General features: G+C 49.1%; 16 protein-coding genes. 3 read left to right on the top strand and 13 right to left on the bottom strand.

The features are described 5' to 3' along the window. Positions 1-1,041: calcium-binding protein (locus tag QT990_RS07750; protein WP_333143464.1), on the bottom strand; the 1,041-nt coding region annotated here is incomplete at its 3' end. A 13-nt stretch (positions 1,042-1,054) separates the two neighbouring features. Here QT990_RS07750 and QT990_RS07745 point away from each other — a divergent pair. Beyond that, positions 1,055-1,306 (top strand): hypothetical protein, encoded by a 252-nt coding sequence (locus QT990_RS07745; protein WP_333465101.1) that lies wholly within the window; start codon positions 1,055-1,057, stop codon positions 1,304-1,306. Here QT990_RS07745 and QT990_RS07740 read toward each other — a convergent pair. Together QT990_RS07740 and QT990_RS07735 are read right to left on the bottom strand one after the other, a co-directional pair. Beyond that, a complete protein-coding gene (locus QT990_RS07740; RefSeq protein ID WP_333465100.1) occupies positions 1,299-4,571 on the bottom strand; it encodes an Ig-like domain-containing protein in 3,273 nt (1,090 codons plus the stop codon). The genes QT990_RS07745 and QT990_RS07740 overlap by 8 nt on opposite strands. Positions 4,572-4,956: 385 nt before the next feature. After that, positions 4,957-7,167, bottom strand: coding sequence for a recombinase family protein (locus QT990_RS07735; protein ID WP_333465099.1), 2,211 nt, complete (start codon positions 7,165-7,167; stop codon positions 4,957-4,959). 52 nt (positions 7,168-7,219) lie between these two features. Here QT990_RS07735 and QT990_RS07730 point away from each other — a divergent pair, with 52 nt between their 5' ends. Continuing rightward, positions 7,220-8,584 (top strand): proton extrusion protein PcxA, encoded by a 1,365-nt coding sequence (locus QT990_RS07730; protein ID WP_333465098.1) that lies wholly within the window; start codon positions 7,220-7,222, stop codon positions 8,582-8,584. Positions 8,585-9,049: 465 nt separating this feature from the next. Here QT990_RS07730 and rodA read toward each other — a convergent pair whose 3' ends face one another. The 6 genes from rodA to QT990_RS07700 form a co-directional block, all read right to left on the bottom strand. Then, on the bottom strand, positions 9,050-10,309 hold the full coding sequence (gene rodA / locus QT990_RS07725) for a rod shape-determining protein RodA (protein WP_333305101.1): 1,260 nt from the start codon (positions 10,307-10,309) through the stop codon (positions 9,050-9,052). A gap of 329 nt (positions 10,310-10,638) precedes the next feature. Next, positions 10,639-10,986 (bottom strand): VOC family protein, encoded by a 348-nt coding sequence (locus tag QT990_RS07720; protein WP_333103068.1) that lies wholly within the window; start codon positions 10,984-10,986, stop codon positions 10,639-10,641. A 330-nt stretch (positions 10,987-11,316) separates the two neighbouring features. Further along, on the bottom strand, positions 11,317-12,495 hold the full coding sequence (locus QT990_RS07715) for a transposase (RefSeq protein WP_333143242.1): 1,179 nt from the start codon (positions 12,493-12,495) through the stop codon (positions 11,317-11,319). Further along, the gene (locus tag QT990_RS07710) at positions 12,398-13,015 is read right to left on the bottom strand and encodes an IS607 family transposase (protein WP_333143243.1); all 618 of its coding nucleotides are present in this window, start codon (positions 13,013-13,015) and stop codon (positions 12,398-12,400) included. The genes QT990_RS07715 and QT990_RS07710 overlap by 98 nt, the downstream gene beginning before the upstream one ends. A gap of 72 nt (positions 13,016-13,087) precedes the next feature. Beyond that, positions 13,088-13,264 (bottom strand): hypothetical protein, encoded by a 177-nt coding sequence (locus QT990_RS07705; RefSeq protein ID WP_333181204.1) that lies wholly within the window; start codon positions 13,262-13,264, stop codon positions 13,088-13,090. 167 nt (positions 13,265-13,431) lie between these two features. Next, positions 13,432-13,707: a hypothetical protein gene (locus QT990_RS07700; protein WP_333143244.1), complete on the bottom strand. Its 276-nt coding sequence runs from the start codon at positions 13,705-13,707 to the stop codon at positions 13,432-13,434. Between the two features lie 53 nt (positions 13,708-13,760). Here QT990_RS07700 and QT990_RS35795 point away from each other — a divergent pair, with 53 nt between their 5' ends. Further along, positions 13,761-13,874, top strand: coding sequence for an NfeD family protein (locus tag QT990_RS35795; RefSeq protein WP_445252021.1), 114 nt, complete (start codon positions 13,761-13,763; stop codon positions 13,872-13,874). 520 nt (positions 13,875-14,394) lie between these two features. On the opposite strand, the gene QT990_RS07695 is transcribed toward QT990_RS35795, so the two are convergent. From QT990_RS07695 to QT990_RS07680, 4 genes are all read right to left on the bottom strand, one after another. Next, positions 14,395-15,192 (bottom strand): class I SAM-dependent methyltransferase, encoded by a 798-nt coding sequence (locus QT990_RS07695; protein ID WP_333465097.1) that lies wholly within the window; start codon positions 15,190-15,192, stop codon positions 14,395-14,397. A 107-nt stretch (positions 15,193-15,299) separates the two neighbouring features. Then, positions 15,300-16,967: an ABC transporter ATP-binding protein gene (locus tag QT990_RS07690; RefSeq protein ID WP_333465096.1), complete on the bottom strand. Its 1,668-nt coding sequence runs from the start codon at positions 16,965-16,967 to the stop codon at positions 15,300-15,302. Positions 16,968-17,361: 394 nt separating this feature from the next. Further along, positions 17,362-19,236 (bottom strand): tetratricopeptide repeat protein, encoded by a 1,875-nt coding sequence (locus QT990_RS07685; protein ID WP_333465095.1) that lies wholly within the window; start codon positions 19,234-19,236, stop codon positions 17,362-17,364. Continuing rightward, positions 19,176-20,183 (bottom strand): sigma-70 family RNA polymerase sigma factor, encoded by a 1,008-nt coding sequence (locus QT990_RS07680; RefSeq protein WP_333410945.1) that lies wholly within the window; start codon positions 20,181-20,183, stop codon positions 19,176-19,178. The genes QT990_RS07685 and QT990_RS07680 overlap by 61 nt, the downstream gene beginning before the upstream one ends. Positions 20,184-20,586: the final 403 nt, after the last annotated feature.

The following is a 20,586-nucleotide window of genomic DNA, read 5'->3' as shown; positions in this document are numbered from 1 at the left end:
GCCGCCCGCAGGAGTTGTCCCGCCGCTAGAAGGAGTTGTCCCCTCAATGGTGAAGGGATTGTCGTTTACGCGGGGTATTTGACCTGTAGTGAACCGAGATTCATCTAGCGAGTTCGATCGAACATCAATCAACACCGCCAAAAATTCCCCAGTTCGCCTGTCCCTAATAATCGTGTTGCTAGAATTCGAGCCTTGGCCCTGGAAAATTTCTAACTCTGTAAAGTTCAGACCTCCAGCCAGACCGATCGAATCTCCCGCCTTAAAATCTCTAATTACATCAGCATCGCCGATTTCGCTGCCGCCAGTAGTGAGAAACCCGTTGCTACCCGGCGACGTGCCCACCCTACCGAGAACAAAGATATCCGATCCGTCGCCTCCTGTCAGAGTATCCGATCCGCGATCGCCCGAAAGAACATCATCCCCAGCATCTCCAGACAAAGAATCATTCTCGTCGCCCCCGAAGATCAGGTCATCACCCTCGCCGCCGTCACCAGTATCGTTACCAACACCGCCGGTGATGACATCCCCGCCCTCCTGGCCCAACAAAATATCATTGCCCCGAGCGCCGATCAGGCAGTCGTTACCAGTGTCACCAAAAAGGGTGTCACTGCCCTTGTCGCCAAAAATCAGGTCGTCCTCGCCACCACCGCGCAGACAGTCATTGCCTTTACCGCCGTACAGCGAGTCGTTGCCTTCAGCACCCAAGACAACATCGTTCCCCTGGTCGCCAAAAGCTAGGTCATCGCCTTGGTCGCCAGAAACCAAGTCATCGCCTTTGCCGCCCCGCGCCGTGTCATTGCCGCGCCCGCCCTCAACAATATCTTTACCAGCGCCGCCGTTGAGAGAATCGTTACCGTCTTCGCCCCTGACTATATCGTCTCCGTCCCGACTCAGAAGCGTGTCGTCGCCGCCGCGCCCGGAAATCGTGTCATTGAACAAGCTGCCGATTAAATAGTTACTGCCGTCATTTGCGACAACTAAGCCATCGACAAAAAGTGGCTGTGGGGGAGGGGTTGGAACTGTCAGAGGTGGCCGCGGCACCGGGGTGATCGAAATGTCCGGGCCCGTCCCCGTCATCCCTGTCGAAGTCCCCGTCATCCCTGTCGAAGTCCCCGTCATCGTTGTCGAAGTCCCCGTCATCCCTGTTGAAGTCCCCGTCATCCCTGTTGAAGTCCCCGTCATCGGCGACGGTGCCGGGGACGGCGACGGTGCCGGGGACGGCGACGGTGGGGGAAAAGCTACTGGTACTGCACTTGGCATTGTTCCGACTCCTTGCGACGCTACTCAAAAACTAACTACTAAATAAACTTAAAGTCAGATGCAGTAATGACGGTGCTGAGGGCTCCCGGCACTGTAGGAATAGAATTCAACACTCCCAAATCGAAAGCTGGGAGACTGTCATCTGCCACATTCGGGTCGAAGCCGAGAACGTACTTGTTAAAAGTATTGTTCAGGTACACGAAGAAAGCTCCTGTTTTGCTCGAACCCTTTTGATTCTTCAACACTGCATTTACTGCTTGAGCGTTATCAAATTTAGATTCAAACAAAATGACTGATTGCTTGCTGATGTCGTCGCCGCTAGACCCGATATTCCTGACGATAAAACTGGTGAAATCGAGAGTAGTTCCTGAGTTGGTTAAACCCGCGAAATTTGACGATCTGAACAAGAATCTGTCGGTCTCGCTGCCGTTAGCGTTAAAGTCAGCAATCACGTCCACGCCTTCGCTGGGAGTTTCGTAGTAGAAGAAATCATTGCCAGCATCGCCGGTGAGCAAGTCAGAACCGACACCGCCACCCAAAATGTCATTGGCTGCACCGCCGGAAAGCGAGTCGTTGTCATCGCCGCCCAATACCAAGTCATTGCCGAAGGCGCCGCTGAGACAGTCGCTGCCGGCACCGCCGTCGAGAGTGTCGTCGCCCGCTTGGCCGTCGAGGGAGTCGCTGCCGGCCTCGCCCAACACGTAGTCATTGCCCGAACCTCCGAGTCCCGTGTCGTTGCCTTGTCCACCCAACATCGTTTCATCGTTGTCGCCGCCCAAGATGGAATCGTTATTGATACCGCCATCGACCAAGTTTCTGCCCAGTCCACCGTCGAGGATGTCGTCGCCTGCACCGCCCTCAAGGGAGTCGTCGCCAATGCCACCAAGTAAGGTGTCAATCCCGGCGCCACCAAGTATCGAGTCCTCGCCGGATTCTCCCAACATCGAGTCATTGCCTGTTCCGCCGTCAATGGTGTCGTTGTTGTCACCGCCCAAGAGGTTGTCATTGTCATTGCCGCCGAACATCAGGTCGTTGCCCAGCCCGCCGATCAGCGAGTCTATGCCGTCTTGGCCGTCAACGGTGTCGTTGCCCAGTCCGCCGTCAACGGTGTCATTGCCGATCGCACCCACCACCGAGTCGTTGCCTGCTTCACCGAATACGACGTCGTTGCCGACACTGCCATCGATGATGTCGCTGCCGTCGCCCCCAGAGAGGGTATCGTCGCCGGCCCCGCCGAGGATGAAGTCGCTGAGGTTGCTGCCTGTAAAGCTGCTGGCCGGGAGTGCGCTGCGATCGACAATATTATCTACCACCGTGATGCTGAAGGATGTCGGCCCGATAGTTGCAGATCCGTCGGAGGCTGTAAACGTGAAAGTGTCGCTGCCACCTGCTGCCAGCAAGTTGTATTTGACGATGTTGTTATTGATATCGTCTTGGGTGAATTTGCCGCCCACGTTGAGAAAGGTGCTACCCCTTTGGACAAAACCTCTGGTAGCATCGGGAGCTTTAGTAATCGTGTAAACGATTTCCAAGGGGCTGTTGTCGGGATCTGTGACTAACAAATCGGCGGCAGTGATTGTCTGGATAGGATTACTTTTGGCAACCACCACACCGTCGTTAATTATTAGCTGCGGCGGGCTACTGACGTTGATGGTTACTACCGCCTTACTTGTGCCGCCGCTGCCGTCTGCGATCGAGTAGCTGAAGCTGTCAGTACCCAAAAAGCCCGGATTCGGGGTGTATTTGAATACGCCACCGCCCACGGGACTCACGCTCCCTTTGCTTGCTGGAGTAAAAGTCGTGACAGTCAGAGCGCTTTGTTCCTGGTCAGTGTCGTTCAACAGAACGTTGAAACTGAGTTCTTTACCCGCAACCGTGGTGAAGTTATCGTTAACTGCTCTTGGAGGTTGGTTAAAGATGGGCGTCGGGAACGTCGGCGGCGGACTTCCTGTCGGCGTCGGACTTCCTGTCGGCGTCGGACTTCCTGTTGTCGGCGTCGGGAACGTCGGCACCGGCTCTGTCGGTGTGGGCGGTGTCGGACTTCCTGTCGGTGTCGGACTTCCTGTCGGTGTCGGACTTCCTGTCGGTGTCGGACTTCCTGTCGGTGTCGGACTTCCTGTCGGTGTCGGTAGGGGAAGGGGAGTTGCGCTGCCGGGAACTGTGGGGGCAATTACAAATGAGCTTCGCCCTAGGGTTCTGCTGTCTACTCCAGGCAATACTGCTAAAAAGTCGCCGCTGACGCCGTTGCGAATAATCGTACTGCCGGCTTTCGTCTCAGTGCTTTGGAAGATTACCAAATCTTCAAACTTGAGGTCGCCGGTTAACCCGATTAAATCTTCGCCTTGGCGAAAGTCTGTGAAAATGTCGGCATCGGCGATATCGGGGCCGCCTGTGGTGAGAAATGCCGGGTTAGTGCCGTCGCTGCTGCCGCTGGGGGAACTGAAGGCGCCGATAACGAAGACATCTCTGCCTTCGCCTCCTGCGATTATGTCTTTGCCTGCTTCGCCCCAAAGAACGTCGTTGCCAGCACCGCCGTCCACGATGTCATCACCGTCGCCGCCGAATACGATGTCGTCGCCGTCGCCGGAAAAAAATGTGTCCCCGCCGGCGTTTCCGTATAGCCAGTCGCCTCCTTCGTTGCCAAATAGCAAGTCTTCGCCGTCGCCACCGAAGAGCGAGTCGTTGCCTTGGTCGCCCCACAGGATGTCGTCGCCTCGATCGCCCAAAAAGCTATCGTCGCCAGAACCCCCACGCAAGCTGTCGCTGCCTTTTCCCCCATAACCCGTGTCTCTGCCTTCGCCTCCGATTACCGTGTCGTTGGCGTCATTGCCGTACAGCAGGTCAGGGTTATTTGCCCCGTCGAGGCAGTCGTTGCCTTTGCCTCCGTACACGGTATCGAGTCCTGAACCGCCGTCGAGAACGTCGTTCCCTGGCGCGCCGAACAGCACGTCGTCATCATCGCCCCCGAATACTAAATCGTCACCGTCGGCTCCTTGGAGGTTGTCGTTGCCTTGCAGCCCGGAAATCACGTCGGGCCCGGGACTGCCAACTAAGGAGTCGTTGGTTTCTGTGCCGCGGACTACGCCGCCGATGATTCCGGGCGAGGTACCTTGGCCTCCGCCCCCTGTGTCGTCTATGTCGCCAATTGTGTCGTCCCCGGAGGGAGGTGTTGGAGGTGTTGGAGGTGGTGCTGGGGTTGGAGGTGTTGGCGGCGTCGGAGGTGGTTCTGGTGTTGGAGGTGGTTCTGGTGTTGGAGGTGGTTCTGGTGTTGGTGTTGGTGGTATAATTACTGCTGGCACTGCACTTGGCATTATTTTGGCTCCTTTAAACGACGACGATCCCGATTAACTTTAAGAACTGATTAGTATCAGTTTGTTGCCACAAATCTGGCTTAAAATTGATTAATAACCCCATCATTTCTAACATACTAAATCAAAACTGCAACGGCTATAGATATTTTTTAAGCGGGGCATCTTTTGATATCAAAATATTAATGATTGCACGTTTTGATGCCTAGGTTGGGTATACTTTAATATCGCGCCACTTCGATATATAACCTAGAATTCCGGCTGGGAGTCAGCCCAGTGTATTTATCCAGAAGCCGAATAAATAAAAATCTTCGCCGTCAGAATTTTTTCTTTCCGAATGTCGAAGGCTGAATACAGATGTGCCCCTTGCCAGCAGAAGCCGACTGTCTTATGCTGACTGCTGACAAGAAACAGAGCTGTTAATTAGGGGCAGAAGCGGCCCGGTTTGTTCTTGTCCACTGACGGATAGTTCGCTGTGGCAAAGGTAAAGCAGGGAACAGCGACTTAACAAATCTAGCAGAATTCGCCGCAGCCGCTGTTGGTCTGCCGCCGTTTCCTCTTCGGTTTCCCAGGGGCGCCCCAGTTGCGATCGCAAAAATAAGGGAGCACCAAACAATGTCGCCGCACCACCACTCAGCCACAGGGGCGAGCCGGCATCCAGCCAAAAGTGCCATTTGTGGGCGCGGCGGCTGCTGCGGTACTGGAAAATGTTGGCGAGGGTGACGGCCCTGGCTGCTGGGCCTTCGGGACGCACTGGAAAGGGGTTGGCGGTGACGGTTCCTTGGCGCAACAACTGGATGAACCGGGCGATCGTTTCTGAGTCGCCGCCGTTTGTGGGTTCTACGCGCTGCATTCGCCCGTTGATTTCCCAGTAGTGGGTGGCGGTTTCCATTAACTCGCGCAGGGCTGCTAGCCGATCGTAGGGCAGGTATCTGTCGTTCATGAGAAATTTCTGGATTGCTCGATCGAGTAGGGCAATTGGACTCGGCAACAGCCGCTCCTGCTGTTGCGATCGCTGTTGTTCGATCCACTCCACAATGCGATCGTAGGCCCTGGCTGCTCGGTGTCCCACTCTGTCCCACCGGGGAAAGGCTGTAATGGGCAGCAATTGAGGTCGATCGATATCTGGGCAAAAACAGTGATCGGCGATTAAACCGGCTCTCACTTGGTCGATCGATTTTTGATTGTGAATTTGAGATTTTAGATTGAACGTCGAGTTGGAATCTTCTGTTTCCAATGAACTGTGTTTCTGGCTGCCCAACACTACCAGCATTTCGGCTGCGCCGTCTCGATCGACTAAACGGCCGAGTCCGGGATAAACTAAGGCTAACAAAGTCAGTAAAGCTCGAATCTCTGGGGTAGCCGAGAGGGGACGCTGATCGTTGAGAGATACGGCGGCGATATTATGTCGCGCCAGAATTTCCGTTAAACTGTAACGGGCGATCGCATCCATCCCAGGGGCAATTACGGCGATTTCCTGGGGTTCCACGGCTTGTGACTTCACCGCATCCACGATGATTTCGGCGGTTTCTCGCAGCAGTTGAGCCCGGGAAGTGGTTTGGAGCGATCGAACTTTACCGGGCAAACTCAAGCCTAAAGGATAAAAGCCCTCAGTATTAACTGCTAAACTTACCGCTAAATCTCCAATCTCTGGGGCTAAACCGGCTTTTGCGTCCAAATTTACCACGCTTTGACAGTGGCTTTCGAGTCTGGCTAGGTATTCCGTATCAGCCCCCAAGCCCAAACGCACTCCTCCATCTGGGTTGTAGGAGAACGCCCCCGCCGCACCGAAGTCGAGCATTCGATCGAACAAATGGCCACTGATCGCGGGATAATCGTCAACATCGTCTGCGATCGCAGCTTGATATCTAGAGGCCAAATGCTGCTGGTAGGTGGCATCCGGCAACAAATAGCGCCAGTAGAGTTCGCAAACAATCCCGTAAGTCAGGAGCCCCCGCGTCAAGCACCACTCCCGCCACCTTTCCAGCAAATCTCCCATGCTAGTCCACAGGTTGTTCGAGCCGCTGTCACCAGCAAATCCCTGTTCCAGAATGCTGGGAATCTCTTCTCTCGGCGTACCGCTGACAGCAGCAAGTTGTAATAAGTCTAGTGTTCGACGCACCATTCGGTTTGGACTGACCCCTGTTTTTTGCAAAATCCCTTCGTCTAGTTCGCGACGCCAGAGTCTCGCGGCAAGTTCCAGTTCTGTTTCAGGTTGCAGCCGCAGGGGAAATTGAGCCCTCAAATCCAGCGACTGAACTAGCAGTGGCCAAAATAGCAATACCTCCTGCTCAAAAAAACCGAAGGGTGTTGTGGAGTGAAAGGTATATTTTCCTTCGGTAGCGACGGCGATGCGATCGGCCAATTCTAGCCGGTTGTCTCCGTTAGCTGCTAAGACTAAAATTGCTGGGGCAGTTTGTCCAGCCCGCCGCCGCCCGGAACTAGATCGCCCTGAAACAGTTGTGGGCAACGGCTTGACAGTTTTGCTCCAAATGCAGAACTGCTCGACTAAACGAGTGGTTTTGCCACTGCGGGCAGATCCGACAATCCAAATTGAATCCTCGGTGGCCGTTCCCAATTTATGTAAATTTGTTACCATACCGTGAATACTTTAATCACTAATGTCTACAGCCAACTAACCAGCTTTAGCTATGAATACTTCTCCGTGGAACAGGATTGTAAAATATCTCTACAGCCTTCACCAATGGTATCGAGAAACGCCTGAGAGGGCTCTAGAAGAGGCCTACGATGCTGCGTTAGCAATTAAGGCGATCGAAGACGAGCATTTTGGGGGTCAAGGAATCTCTGAGCGATCGGGAGAATACGGACAAAGCACCCTGTCTTACTTTAAATCCGAACTGCAAAAATACCTCAAGGTCATCCAAACCCGAATGGTTGAGTTTAATGCTAGCCGTTCTTTTTTGGAACTGCCGGAGCGAGTGGGGGCCCAACCAAAAACGGGGCACAGCGCGGATCATCACCAGCACGGATTACATCTCAACAATAAAGATAGAGCCTCCCTTATATTTGAGAAGCTAGAGTTTATTGATGGAGTCATCGACAAGTATATTAATAATAGTAGATCGACGGCAATTGTTCCGGTTGTCACTTCAGTAAATGTGCAGGCAAAATCTACAAATAGCAGCTCTCCACCTGACAAAAAAAATAAAGGTTCAGCTAATTCTGTTCAAATTCACGATGGTGAGGTTGACACTAACTATGAAGAAGTGAATTTATTACCGCGATCGCTTTTGGGAACTTTGAATCGAATCACTAAAGATTTAGATCCGGGAGCTGAAAAAGAAGTAGTCAAGAATTTTCGCAATTCCAAAGTAAAAACCATTATTTCTCTCAGATTTATTTTGCTTTTGATTTTAGTTCCGCTGTTGACGAATCAAATTGCCAAAAACTTTTTAGTCGGCCCGGTAGTTGACCATTTTAGAGGCAAAGAAAATGCTCCAATTTTCATAAATGTTAACCTGGAAGAAGAAGCATTCCAAGAGCTGGAGAGATTTGAGCAACACCTCAAATTTGAAAGGTTAATCGGCATTGCTCCGTCGCTTTCTTTAGAGGAAACGGAAAAGAAGATTGCCGAGAAAGCAGTTGAACTAGCGGAGGAATACCGATCTGAAAGTGGTGGAGCTATTAAAAATATTTTTGCCGATTTGATTTCCTGCATTGCCTTTGCCGCGATTATCGTCACTAACAAGAAAGAGATTGAGATTTTAAAGTCTTTCATGGACGATGTGATTTACGGCCTCAGCGACAGTGCGAAAGCTTTCGTAATTATTTTGTTTACAGATGTGTTTGTCGGATTTCACTCGCCTCATGGTTGGGAAGTAATTCTCGAAGGTTTATCGAGGCATTTGGGACTGCCAGAAAATAGGCAGTTCATATTTTTGTTCATTGCGACGTTTCCAGTGATCTTGGATACGGTATTTAAGTATTGGATATTCCGTTATTTAAACCGGAGTTCGCCTTCGGCTGTTGCTACGTACAAGAATATGAACGAGTAATCAGGGGCGAAGGAAGTTCGGCAACGGATTTTGTAGCGGATGTAACGGATGTAACGGATGTCAGTCCGATGTCCGTCGGAAGAAGGAAGAAGGAAGCAGGAAGCAGGAAGGAAGAAGAAAAAAAGATGTAATAATGGCAATGGTTTCAGCGATTAAGAACGTCCTCAGTAGGGTCTCCACTGCACAGAGAGTGGCTTACCCATAGCGCATAAAAGCATTTATTGTTTGCGTCAGAAGTGGTTTAATTAAGTTGATATACTTAAGCTGTTTGGCCTCTAAATTTTATTTTTTGGCTGGTTCTCGCGCGCACCGTACAAGAATTTTATCAAACTTGACTGTCCTAAAGGCTCGGCTCAGGAAACGTAAAATTTAGATGCGGCTAGGTCGATCGAAAAAAAATACGATCGCCCTCCTCGCCTCGAAAACTTAAGGGCGATCGCATTCCCAAAACCCATTACCAATGGCCTAATTCCAACGCTTTTTGCGCTGTCGCTGGCTTGCCACCGCCTCTACCAGTCCCAGGCCGAGAAAATTACTCAGCAGCGAGGCATTCCCGTAACTCAGGAAAGGCAGCGGAATGCCCGTAACCGGAGCCAAGCCAATGTTCATTCCAATATTTACGAACACCTGAAAAATCAACATTGACAGTACGCCGATCGCCAGCAAAGAACCAAAATTATCGTTAGCAGTTTGAGCGATCGTCACCAACCGGAAACAAATTAACCAGAACATAAACAGCACGCAAATACAGCCAATAAACCCCAATTCTTCGCCAATAGCTGAAAAGATAAAGTCTGTATGCTGTTCGGGAATAAAGTTAAGCTGAGTTTGCGTTCCCTGAAACAAACCCCTGCCTTTCAGTTCCCCGGCCCCAATAGCAATCCGAGATTGAATCAAGTGATATCCGCTGCCTAAAGGGTCTTTCTCCGGGTTTAAAAACCCTGTCAGGCGCATTTTTTGATAATCCTTGAGTACATTCCAAAAAAGCTGTCCGACTTGTCCAGAAACAACGTTCACCAACACAGCACCGAAAGTCCCCAGCCAAGGCCAAGGCAGGGTTCGCCAAGCGATAATACCCGCAAGAACTACCCAGGCTACCCAAATCGGTGTAGACAGGTTATTGAGGAGAACAGAGATTAGAGGAGAGAATAGCAATATTAGCCAGCCGGGATTTACATTACCCCAGTAAAACATCCCAATTGTGATCGCGCCGAAGACTAAGGAAGTACCTAAATTTGGTTCGGCAAAGATCAATCCCCAGGGTACAGCCATAATCGCCAGCATCCTCAACATATTACCCACCGTGGGAACAGTCTTGTCGTGCAGGAGAGCTGCTAAAGTGACAATCATGCCTACTTTGGCAAATTCTGACGGTTGCAGGTAAAAGCCGCCGATGTTGATCCACCGCTGGGCGCCGAGTCCTGTAGTACCGATAAAACGCACTGCGATCAGCGACAAATTGATTAATATGTAAATCGGCCATTTCCACTCCAGCAGTATTTGGTAGCGGCAGCGGGAAATGATGATGGCGAGGAACAAACCAACTGCCCCAGTTACCCAGTGTCGCCACCAGTCGATCAGCCCCTGGTTGATTTCGACGCTGCGGATCATGATTCCCCCGAAGATGGTGAGGGCGATGCAAGCGGCGAAGAGCCAAGGGTCTGCTTCTTCCCAAGGTTTGAAGATTGATTTCCAGCGGTTTCTGACTTGTATTCTCTGCAACATGAGGATTTTAGATTTTAGATTTTAGATTTTAGATTATCGAGCCGATTTTCGGAAGTTGTGGATATATTTCGGATTCAGAGTCTGCACCTTACTTGAGAAGCGTCGGTGTAAGTACCTCAGATTATTCGGGGAGTTGTAGGGATGTTCCGGGAACGGAAGAAGGAACGCCCAACCGGGTATCTGGGTATTCTATTTTTTTCTGGGCGCTTACTTAATTTAGTTCGCGCACGTGGTCAGAAACCGGGTTTTTCTCGAAAAGACGCACTGCAACTGGCAGAAACCGCTAAAAACCCGGTTTCTTGGGTTTTGATTCGTAAGCCCTAGAATCGTCAGGCCGGTTCGTAAAGGTACTCGAAGCCGTTACCGTCGGGATCTCTGCCGTAGAAGGATGCAGTACCGTCGCGGTGTTCGTGGATGTGGGTGACGGAAACACCATCGGCTTTGAGTTGTTCGTAGGCGGATTCCATTTCGGTACGATCGTCAAATACAAACCCAAAATGCGGCCCTGCTTGGTCGTAACTCGGACTCAACAGCGCCAATCCGTCCTCTCCTGCTTTCAAATAAGCCCAGTCTGGATCTTTCCAGACTAACTCCATACCCAAGTTGCGGTAGAATTCAGCAGACTTCTCTATGTCTTGCACGCAGACGGCTACGTGTCCCAATCGTTTTAGTTTCATATCTACAAAGTTTATGGTTGTTCTTTCGTTTATTGTATCTATTTTCTGATTTCTTGCTCGATTAATTAGGTATTTTTTCAGTTTTTTTGTCGCGGCTAACTGTACTTTTTCTACTTGTTTGCTAGCGTCCATTTCGCTGAACAGTTGAATGGCGCGGTCAAAATTTTCTTGGGTTTTCTCGATGTTACCAAGTTTTTGTTCTGTTAGTGCTAGTTGAGAGCAAGCTTCGGCTCGGTCTAATTTAGCGCTGGCTCGATCGGGTATTTCGATTGCTTCTGGATGGTGCGGCAGGGCTTGGTCAAATTCTCCCCGTTCTCGGTACAGATACATTTAACCCGGTAAATCCCGGACTAATCCCGGAATAACCGTGTATGGCAAGACAGAAAAAGCAGCAAGCTCTCCTGTCAAGGAGGTATCTCTCAAAGCTTTCAACAAAATATTGAAAGCGCCATTTTTATCCCTTTCTAGGGTGTGTCCGCATTTTGGACATTTAAAGATTTTAGATCCACCCAAGTTAGTATGGATATGTCCACATTTTGAGCAAGTTTTAGATGTATACTCTTCCGTTACGTCTACTACAACACCACCGTGCTTGGTGGCTTGATGCTTCAACATTTGCTTGAAACGATAATGACTCAATGTAACCATCGCTCTAGCCGTTTTAGTCGCCAACCTACGTTTACCTTTCTTGACCATTTGTTGCGTCTCAAAGGTTGGCAAAAAAATTAACTTGTACTTGCTTGTTAGATATTTGGCAGCTTTTTTATGCAATTCATTGACCAAGTTTTTAATCTTGATCCTGATTTTGGCGGCTGATTTTCGCAGGCAATACCTTAGTCGCTTGAACTCTCTCCCTTTACTTACTCCAATACGGGACATTAATTTGTCTAGATGCCTTGCTAGGCGATAGATACGACCGATATCGTTTTTTCCTATTTCGATGAAGTCACTACCATCAAAACCAGTAAGAAAAGTTCTGACACCCGGATCTAGCGCGACAACCAAATCGCTATTAATTGGTTTCATTACTTGTGCGTCAATCGCATAGCCGATCAACCACTGCCTGTTAATTAAGCTGAGTATTGGTTCGTGCTGCATTACCTCAACGATTGGTTCTGATGCTTTAAAACTTAGTCCTTTGGTAGAATTTGGGTAAAAAGTACCTAACTTCCAGTTAGATGTTTGGAACCGGATAGTTTGAGATGTGTCGAAACGGCTCCTAAACTTTGCCGTTCCTTTGACTTTCTTCGCAGCCTTGTGTGCTTCAAAAGCTTGAAACACTGCCATTTCTCGGGGATTATAAGGCTGCTCTGACACCCACTTGGGAGCCGAGTCCATCACTTTCTTTCTTAAATCGTACTTGCCAATTTTTTCGTCTCTCAGGATAGCAATTGCTTGGTTATAACACCATCTACTTGCTGCAATCCAAGTCCTCCACTTCGCTGCTAGCTTGGTTTCCGGGTAAACTCGAATCTTCTTTGATAGCAGATTTGTATTTTCGCAAACCATAGAGTCGGCAGCTAAAGACGTGGATGATGGCAAGGATATCTTCAACCATTTCTCGTTCTGGAGACAGCTCGTTTCTACTGAGAACCATGAGTTGGCAATTGTTTTGCTCGCAGATCCATTTGATAAGATCGCCACCAAACCGGCACAGTCTGTCTTGGTGTCCCACCACAACTGTTGAGATGTCTCCTGACATGACTTGTCCCAGAAGGGCAAGCAGCGCTTTTCTTTTGAAGTTGAGTCCGCCTCCGATGTCTTTGAAGACTTTGGCTTGCGGGTAGAGGTTTTGGAGGTAGCTGACTTGCCTATCGAGGTCTTCGCGCTGTTTGTAGCTACTGACCCTGGCGTAGATGGCTGTAATTCGGTCGTGTCCGGTTCCGAGAACGCTGTCGATGTCGTAGCGTCGCTGGTTGGAGGGAGTTCTGATTGCTGATATTTTGTCGGCAAGTTCCCAGTTTCTAAGGGTTTTGTCTGAGACTTGCAGGATTTTGCAAGCTTCTCGCGGTGTGACATATCTGGTCATCGCTAGGTGGTATTTTTGTTCTCAAACTATAGTACCAGACTTTACCGGAATTTACAAGAACATTCCAGGAAATCATTTACTTTGTGTCAGCAGCGCGGCTGTACCGCTGAGAGTTTTGGCTTTGATGGTGCTGTACTGGTTTTGGTCGGCCTGGGCGATCGCTTGGCGGTACAAGCTCAAAGCTTTCTCTGTCTCTGGCAGGTTGTGATAAGTGGCGGCGAGAAAAACTAATTTGTATCCCGTACCCACCAACTGACTGTTTTCCCGATCGGCATAAAGTTTTTCGGCGATATCTTCCGCCTCTTTTTTGCTCCGACACAGGAGTTGAGGAAAGCTAACCCGACATCGATCGAATAGCTATTACTCCCGATTTAGTCCCGCATTTTTTTCAGCTTGACAAATATCTCCATAGCTGATTATAATTCGCGCGTTTCTATTTGACAAAAACCTATATTAATTGCAGCGTTAACTTTCCCGAATTCCAGATTAGCTTGTTTACCGTTTTTATGTTCCCTGCTTTTCGCTATAATTTGCAAAAATTTAGTGGCTTTTATTTCTGATATTTGATGGTCTTCTATGGCTTGATTTATATCGCATAAAATTCGATAATAAATGCCTAAAATACTGTATAAACCGCTCAAATAATAATCATAAGTGACACTGTTGAGTGTGGAGGGGAAGTTGACAGACAAGCTTCTGACATCCGCACAAATCAAGTCGAGTTTATATTCAGGAGCAAGCAGCTATGTCTATTAACGATGTTGAAACAGCGATCGTAGATGAACAAATTAGCCCTCAAGAATGCGGTCGCGTTCGTTTCCAAAACAGTTGGTGGCCGGCGAAGTGCGATCCTCTTTGAGGGCTTCGCTAACGAGAAATAACTTTGCAACCCGGTGAAGTTGTTGGCGTCGTGAGACTTGACAACATTACTTTGATAGTTGAAGCGTAGTTGGGAAACCATCGGGAGATGGGGAGTTATCGGAGGGTAAAACAAATAAAGTTGCGATCGCGTTTCTATTTCTATACATTTCTCTTCAAAAGGGCGATCGTACTTCTGGCCTCTGTTAATTTCCAGATTCTAGAGTTTTACCTCAACCATAACTCGCCGCTGACAGTCGCCAGTCCGCCAGACCGCCAGGGAATGAATTCCCTGTCTAATAGCTAAAGTCCTCTGAAGAGGACTAATGAGTTTTTCAGTCCTCTTCAGAGGACTTTAGCTTTGAGGCAGGGGTTTCAACCCTTGCCGGACTGGGGGTTTAACCTAGTTGTTGACACGAAGAAGGACACAACATTGCCGTGTCCCTACTTACGAAAAGCCTATGTGTCATGCTGAGTGAAACGAAGCATCTCGCTCGATGCTTCGCCCAAATCCCTAAGTCCTATTTTTCATAACGAACTAGAAGATGCCAGAGAAAGATATCCGGGTCGTCATGAGCTATCATCTGTTTAAACATGGAAACAAAAGGCTCATAGTCCAAAAACTGCATCTCCAAACTGAGTTGTTGCAATCCCGCTTCTTTAAAGATGCGATTTAACCGCAAGGGAGTGTAATAAATCTGGGCATCTTGCCACTCAGCATCCCAAACTTTATTGCCGTAGACATCGATAAATCCCTCTGTAACACAGTGAGCGTGTTTGCGACTAAAATAGGCAATTTCTAAGAAGCATAAGGTGGTTGGGAAATATCCGTATATCTTGCCACCTGGCTTGAGAACTTTACCAAATTCCCGTATCATATCGCGGTTGGTTTTATCCTCACTGGAAACCACGGAATTTGCGAGTAGGACGTAATCAAATTTCTCGTTCCACTCCGGTTTTTGTTCGGTGATTCGCGTGGAGTCTACTTGCTCAAACACGATTTGCTGATTGTTGAGTCGGGAATCTCCATCTGCTGTTTTCCAGTGTCCTTGTGCTTTTTCAATGGCTGTTTTGGAAAAATCGGTACAGTAGATTTGTCCAATTTGCGGGCAAAATTCTAGTAAGGTTTTCTGAAGATAAATTTCCGAGCCGCAACCGGGAATTAGGACTTTGATGTCAGGCGAGTTGGGAATATCATAGCCGGGAGAACGCTCTGGACGGATTAGGGTTTTGCAGATTTTGGGGTCTTGGGTGATGCTGAAAGCGGTGTTGGTATAATCTTCGTGGCTTTTATCTCCAGAGAGCTTTCTCTTCTTCAAGAGATTTCGAGCCTAGGTTAGGAGAAGAGGGAATTAGCCATTTGTAATCATTTGTGCTGGTCATAATTTTTAACTCCAAAATGTTCAGTATAGGTCAAATCTGCGTGTCAATCACTCACCACCAAGCTGCCGTTTTCCATCACGTAAGTGACATCCGCGAGCAGCGCATTAGCTATGCGGTGGGTGATGAAAATCACGGTGCGTTCTTTGCTAATGTGCTCGATGGTGGTGAGGATTTTGGCTTCTGTGGCGGGGTCGAGGGCGGATGTGGCTTCATCCAGAATTAGAATTGCTGGATTTCTCACCAAGGCTCTAGCTAAAGCGATTCTTTGCCGTTGTCCCCCTGATAACTGTCCCCCCCTGTCACCAACAAGTGTATCGTAGCCTTGGGGTAAGGACAAAATAAATTGGTGAATCTCGGCGTCTTTGGCTGCGGCTTCGACTTGTTCGTCAGTAGCTTGTAAATAGCCCATGCGGATGTTTTCTCGCACCGAGCAATTAAACAGAATTACATCCTGAGAAACCAGCCCAATTTGAGAACGAAGGGAGCGTACTGTTGCATCACGCAAATCAATTCCATCAAACAGAATGCGTCCTTTATCTGGGTCATAAAATCGGGTCAGCAAGTTGACAATTGTACTTTTGCCTGCGCCACTTTGACCGACAAATACCGCGAAGTCTCCTTGGCGAATTTTTAGGGATAGATTTTTAACTCCTCCTCTATCTTGGGAGTAGCTAAAGCTAACATCGTCAAAGTAAATATCACTATGAAAATGGGGCAAGTCAATCGCATCTGGGGCATCCTGAACATCAGGGACTTCTGACAAGATATCGTTAATGCGCCGCAGGGCTGCTACTCCATCGATAAAATAAGGTGCCGATGAAGTTAAGGCGAGAATATTTAGATTCAACCCGACCAGTAAAAGCTGATAAGAAACCAGGGTTCCTACCGAAATCACATTTGAGAAAGTCATTGACGCACCGACGCTTAACGTCACAATCTGCGTCATGACAAAACCAATCATGGGAATTTTCTGCGCTAAGTAGGACAGAAATGTAGCTCGGATATAAACCCGTTTCAAGTCGTTTAGATCGGTATTAAAATTCTTGACCATTTGGGTTTCCATCCCAAATATCTTGACAACCGATTGCGAGAGAATATTCTCTTCGACTCCGCTAGCAATTTGTCCTTCTTTTTCCATTAATTGATAACTTTCTTCAGTCGCCCGTTGGGCGATTTTTGCCGGGGCAATGGTGCAGAATGTTAAACCAATGCAACTGATAACAGCTAGCTGCCAGTTGAGGAGAAAGAGGAAGATACCTGAAAACAGGATGCTACCGATTTCGAGAATAACGACAGATAGCCCGGTGGTAATTAAACCATATTCCACATGCTGTGTGTCGGACATGACACACTTGACAATATCTGCGGCTGAACGTCGCCCAAAAAACTCCATTGACAGGTTCTGGAGATACTCGAATACGGAACGGCGGATGTTGTTGACGATTAAAACACCCAAACGCGCTCCTAAGAAGTTGGCAAACAAGCCGATAGCAGCATATAAAATGGCTCCCGCGGCTAGGAGGGATAGGATGAGAATCAGCAGATTATAATTTTTGGGAACGATGGCGGCATCGATAATGTATTTTAAGCTGGCTCTCAGGACTGTATCGAAGGCGGCGTCGAAAATTAGGCAGCTATAGACTAAAACTAATTGCCATTTATAGTCGGCAATATATTTGTTGATAGTTTTAAAAAACCAAATAATTTCCATAGGTTATGGGAGTTTGTCTACAGGCACGATTTATACTTTTACTTGGGCAGTTATTATCTGGATATTTCCTTACTAAGTAGGGTGGGCAATGCCCACCCTACTCCTGACTTAACTGAGTGGTAATTTTCCACTCGGCTTAGATTTGTCGTCTTATCTTATCAGCTTTTTTCACTAAAAAATTTCTGATAAGATAATGTTTTTTAGAAGTGGCAGAGCCGTCTGTTTCTTACTATTATACACATGGTAATCTTCTCCTTTATTGTATTTTTGTCTCTACACCTATAAGACGAATCCAGAGGTCTATTTCTGAATTTTTCGAGTTAGAGGCTGTTTTTTCCTAACTCAATGCACTCTGAGAGGTTCAGATCCCCGACTTCTCTAAGAAGTCAAGGCTCTACGCTTTAGCCCGATCGCCCTTTCGCCTCTTACCTTTCAGCCGTTTCACAGCCTCCTCAACCTCCCCGCGAAAAGGGTAGAGCAACCGCCGACTCAGCGCACTTCGATAGGCCTCCACAGCCTCCCTCACATCCCCCAACCCCAACAACGCCCTTCCTTGCCAGTAACCAGCCATCGCCGGGTCAAACTCCAACAATTCCTGAGCAAACTGACAAGCCTTTTCCAACCATTTCCGACTCGCCACCTCATCCCCCAACACTCCATAACTCTCCCCCAGCCACACCGCAGCAGACACCGATTGCAGATAACCCCCATCTTCCGGTAACAACTGCCATCCTTGCGCCAAAGCCTCCACCGCTTCCCGGTGTTTCCCCGCCAGCGCCAACACCCGCCCATGACTAAACCAAGCATCAGGTAACTGCGGCTCAAGTTGCGTCCCCCGCACAGAGACACTACACCCTCGCTCAATCTCCTGAAAACTTTCCACCAACACCCGCCCCGCCGTCGTCCAAACACTCCAGCGTTGGGGAAAACGATCGAGCATCTCTTCTACTATTGATGTAAGGGTTACTTGACGGTTCGATCCCCCTAAATCCCCCTTAAAAAGGGGGACTTTGAGAGGAGTTTCCCCCGTGAAGTTAGAAGGCTTTACCCCCTCTGGCTCCCCCCTTGTTAAGGGGGGCTGGGGGGGATCGAGAGGATCTGGGAGACGGCGGTTAGATCCCCCTAAATCCCCCTTAAAAAGGGGGACTTTGAGAGGAGTTCCCCCCGTGCAATTAGAAGACTTTGCCTCCTCTAGCTCCCCCCTTTTTAAGGGGGGCTGGGGGGGATCGAGAGGAACTGGGGGAGAAGTTAAAGGCAAAATCTCGCACAACGCCCGATAAATTTCACAATCCTGGGGATACAGACGATAAGCCTTCAGCATCGCCTCAGCGGCTTTCTGATATTCCCCCGTATGGAACAAGCACCGCCCATAGGAATACCAACCCCTAGGATGATTCGGGTGTTCCTCAGTAAACCGTTCCAACACCCCAACCCCGTTAGCCGACTCCCCTCGAAATAGGTGATAATAGGCCAGCAACTCGCGGGCATCCGCCGTATCAGGAGCCAGTTGCAGCAAAGAACTAATTATCTGTTTAGTCTGCTTCCCCTCCTCACCCGATACCAATCTCATCCGGCAACGAGTATCCGCCAGTCGTTTGAGCGCTCGGAAATCACCCGGAGCCACCTCTAGCACTTTGCTCAACCGCCGCTGCGCTTGGCGCACATTCCCCACCGCCTGACTCGCGTCGTAGCTGTCAATCAGCGCTACAACATCATCTGGCTGAAGGGACAAAACCGTATCAAAGGCTCGCAAAGCTGCAACCGCATCCCCTCTCCCCCTTTGCACCTGCCCCAACGCCAGCCAGTGAGCCGCATTATCTGGTTCTAGGGAAGCCGCCGACTCAAAAGCGAGTATCGCTGCCTGAGTGTCACCTCTACAGAGTGCGATCGATCCGCTGATATGCTGTCGAGTCGCCTCATTGCGTGCATTGGCCAAGGCACTTTCATAAACCGCTACTGCCTCAGCCTTTTGTCCCATAAGCTGCAAGAGTTTCCCCAATTGCAACCGCACGCCAATCAATGGTTGCTGCCGATCGATCACTTGGCGATACTCCTCAACCGCCTGCTCAATACGACCCATTGCATACAGCAGATTCGCCAATTCCAACCGTTTCTTCCATCCAGAAGGATACTGCTGCACATACTCACTTAAGGTTTTCAGCTTCTGGTCAATTCGGGCTGGCTTTTCGTCGAGAACTAGGTAAGCATTCAACTCCACCCCAGAGGACTGAGTGAGGGATACCACCCGGAGTGTAATGTTTCTAGACATATTGCTGTTACTTGATAATTAATTGTCTCGCCAATGTTTTGAGGGATGGGGGCGATCGAGTCGGATGCGATCGTTTCATCGAATTGTAGGGGCAATCCCCCCGTGGTTGCCCCAGCCGAGGCTGTCCCAACCGTGGCTGTCCCAACCGTGGCTGTCCCAACCGTGGCTGTCCCAACCGCGATCGCCCCAGAATCTTGACGGGGTAGGCACGGGGGCACTACCCCTACAGCAAAATCATCCGCGATCGCCCCAGAATCTTGACGGGGTAGGCACGGGGGCACTACCCCTACAGCAAAATCATCCGCGATCGAGGCAACGTCCCCCTTTTTAGAGGACTCGGAGGAATCTAACAAAGCATCATCCAACCCTGACAAATACCTGCTCAAACGCTTTTGCAGAATATCTCGTGCCTGTTGGATGCGCTTATAAACGTTATTGAGCGACAGAGCAAGTTGTTGGGCAATATCTTGATAGGCAATCTGGTGGCAGTAACGCAGGATAAACGGATTGCGTAATCGAGAAGGAAGAGTATCAATAGCGCGGCGAATGTACTGTCCCAACTCATGATGTAGAAGTGCCTCTTCAGGAGAGTTCAAACAAGAAATAACTGCTGAGCTTCCTGTAGCAGCTACTTCTTCAATATCCTCCATTTGCATTGCTTTCCGGCGACGTTCTCGGTGTATATCTATAGCTAGATTATGGGTTAAGCGAGTGATCCAAGCTCGGAGGTTGGTGATTTTTTCGGCATAGTCTGGCAATTTATCCCAAGCTTTGAGCATGGCGCGACTGAGCACCTCTTCAGCATCAGTAGCATTCCCCTCCATCCACCTGAGACAGCAACGGTAAAGATAATCTCGGTTCTGCTGCCATAGCTGCCAAAATGCTTTCTCTATATCTTCAGGACAATACCGAATGTCTGTTGCAATAACGGATTGAGAATTTGACATGATTTTAAAAGTGGTGAAAGATAAATGTGAAGGAACCTTCCTCTGTTCCTTTTTTCGTTGCACCCCAATCCCGCAAACATCTAGCTCAGTGTGGTCTGAGTATTTATGCGGATAAAGATTGGATTCAGTTGCTCTTTTTTTGAGGCTGCATCCTTTCCATGTCTGTATCCTGGCTCCCCTCCCCCGCCCCTGTCAGTCGGAAAAGTCGGATCGTAAAGTCGGAAAAGTCGGACGCCCTGGTTTTACTATCTATCTTTAGATAGAGCAGATCGACAGCATGACTGGTACTGTTCTATGTCTTTTGGTAGATCCTATTCAATAGTATGTTTGCGCGATCGGCATAAAGCAAGTCGGAAAAGTCGGATCGTAAAGTCGGAAAAGTCGGATCATTTGGAGCGTTATG

This window comes from Microcoleus sp. T3_B1 (genome assembly GCF_036700445.1).
GTDB lineage: Bacteria > Cyanobacteriota > Cyanobacteriia > Cyanobacteriales > Microcoleaceae > Microcoleus.
The sequence above is the reverse complement of the archived record's forward strand: the minus strand, read 5'-3'. Positions and strand labels throughout refer to the sequence as shown.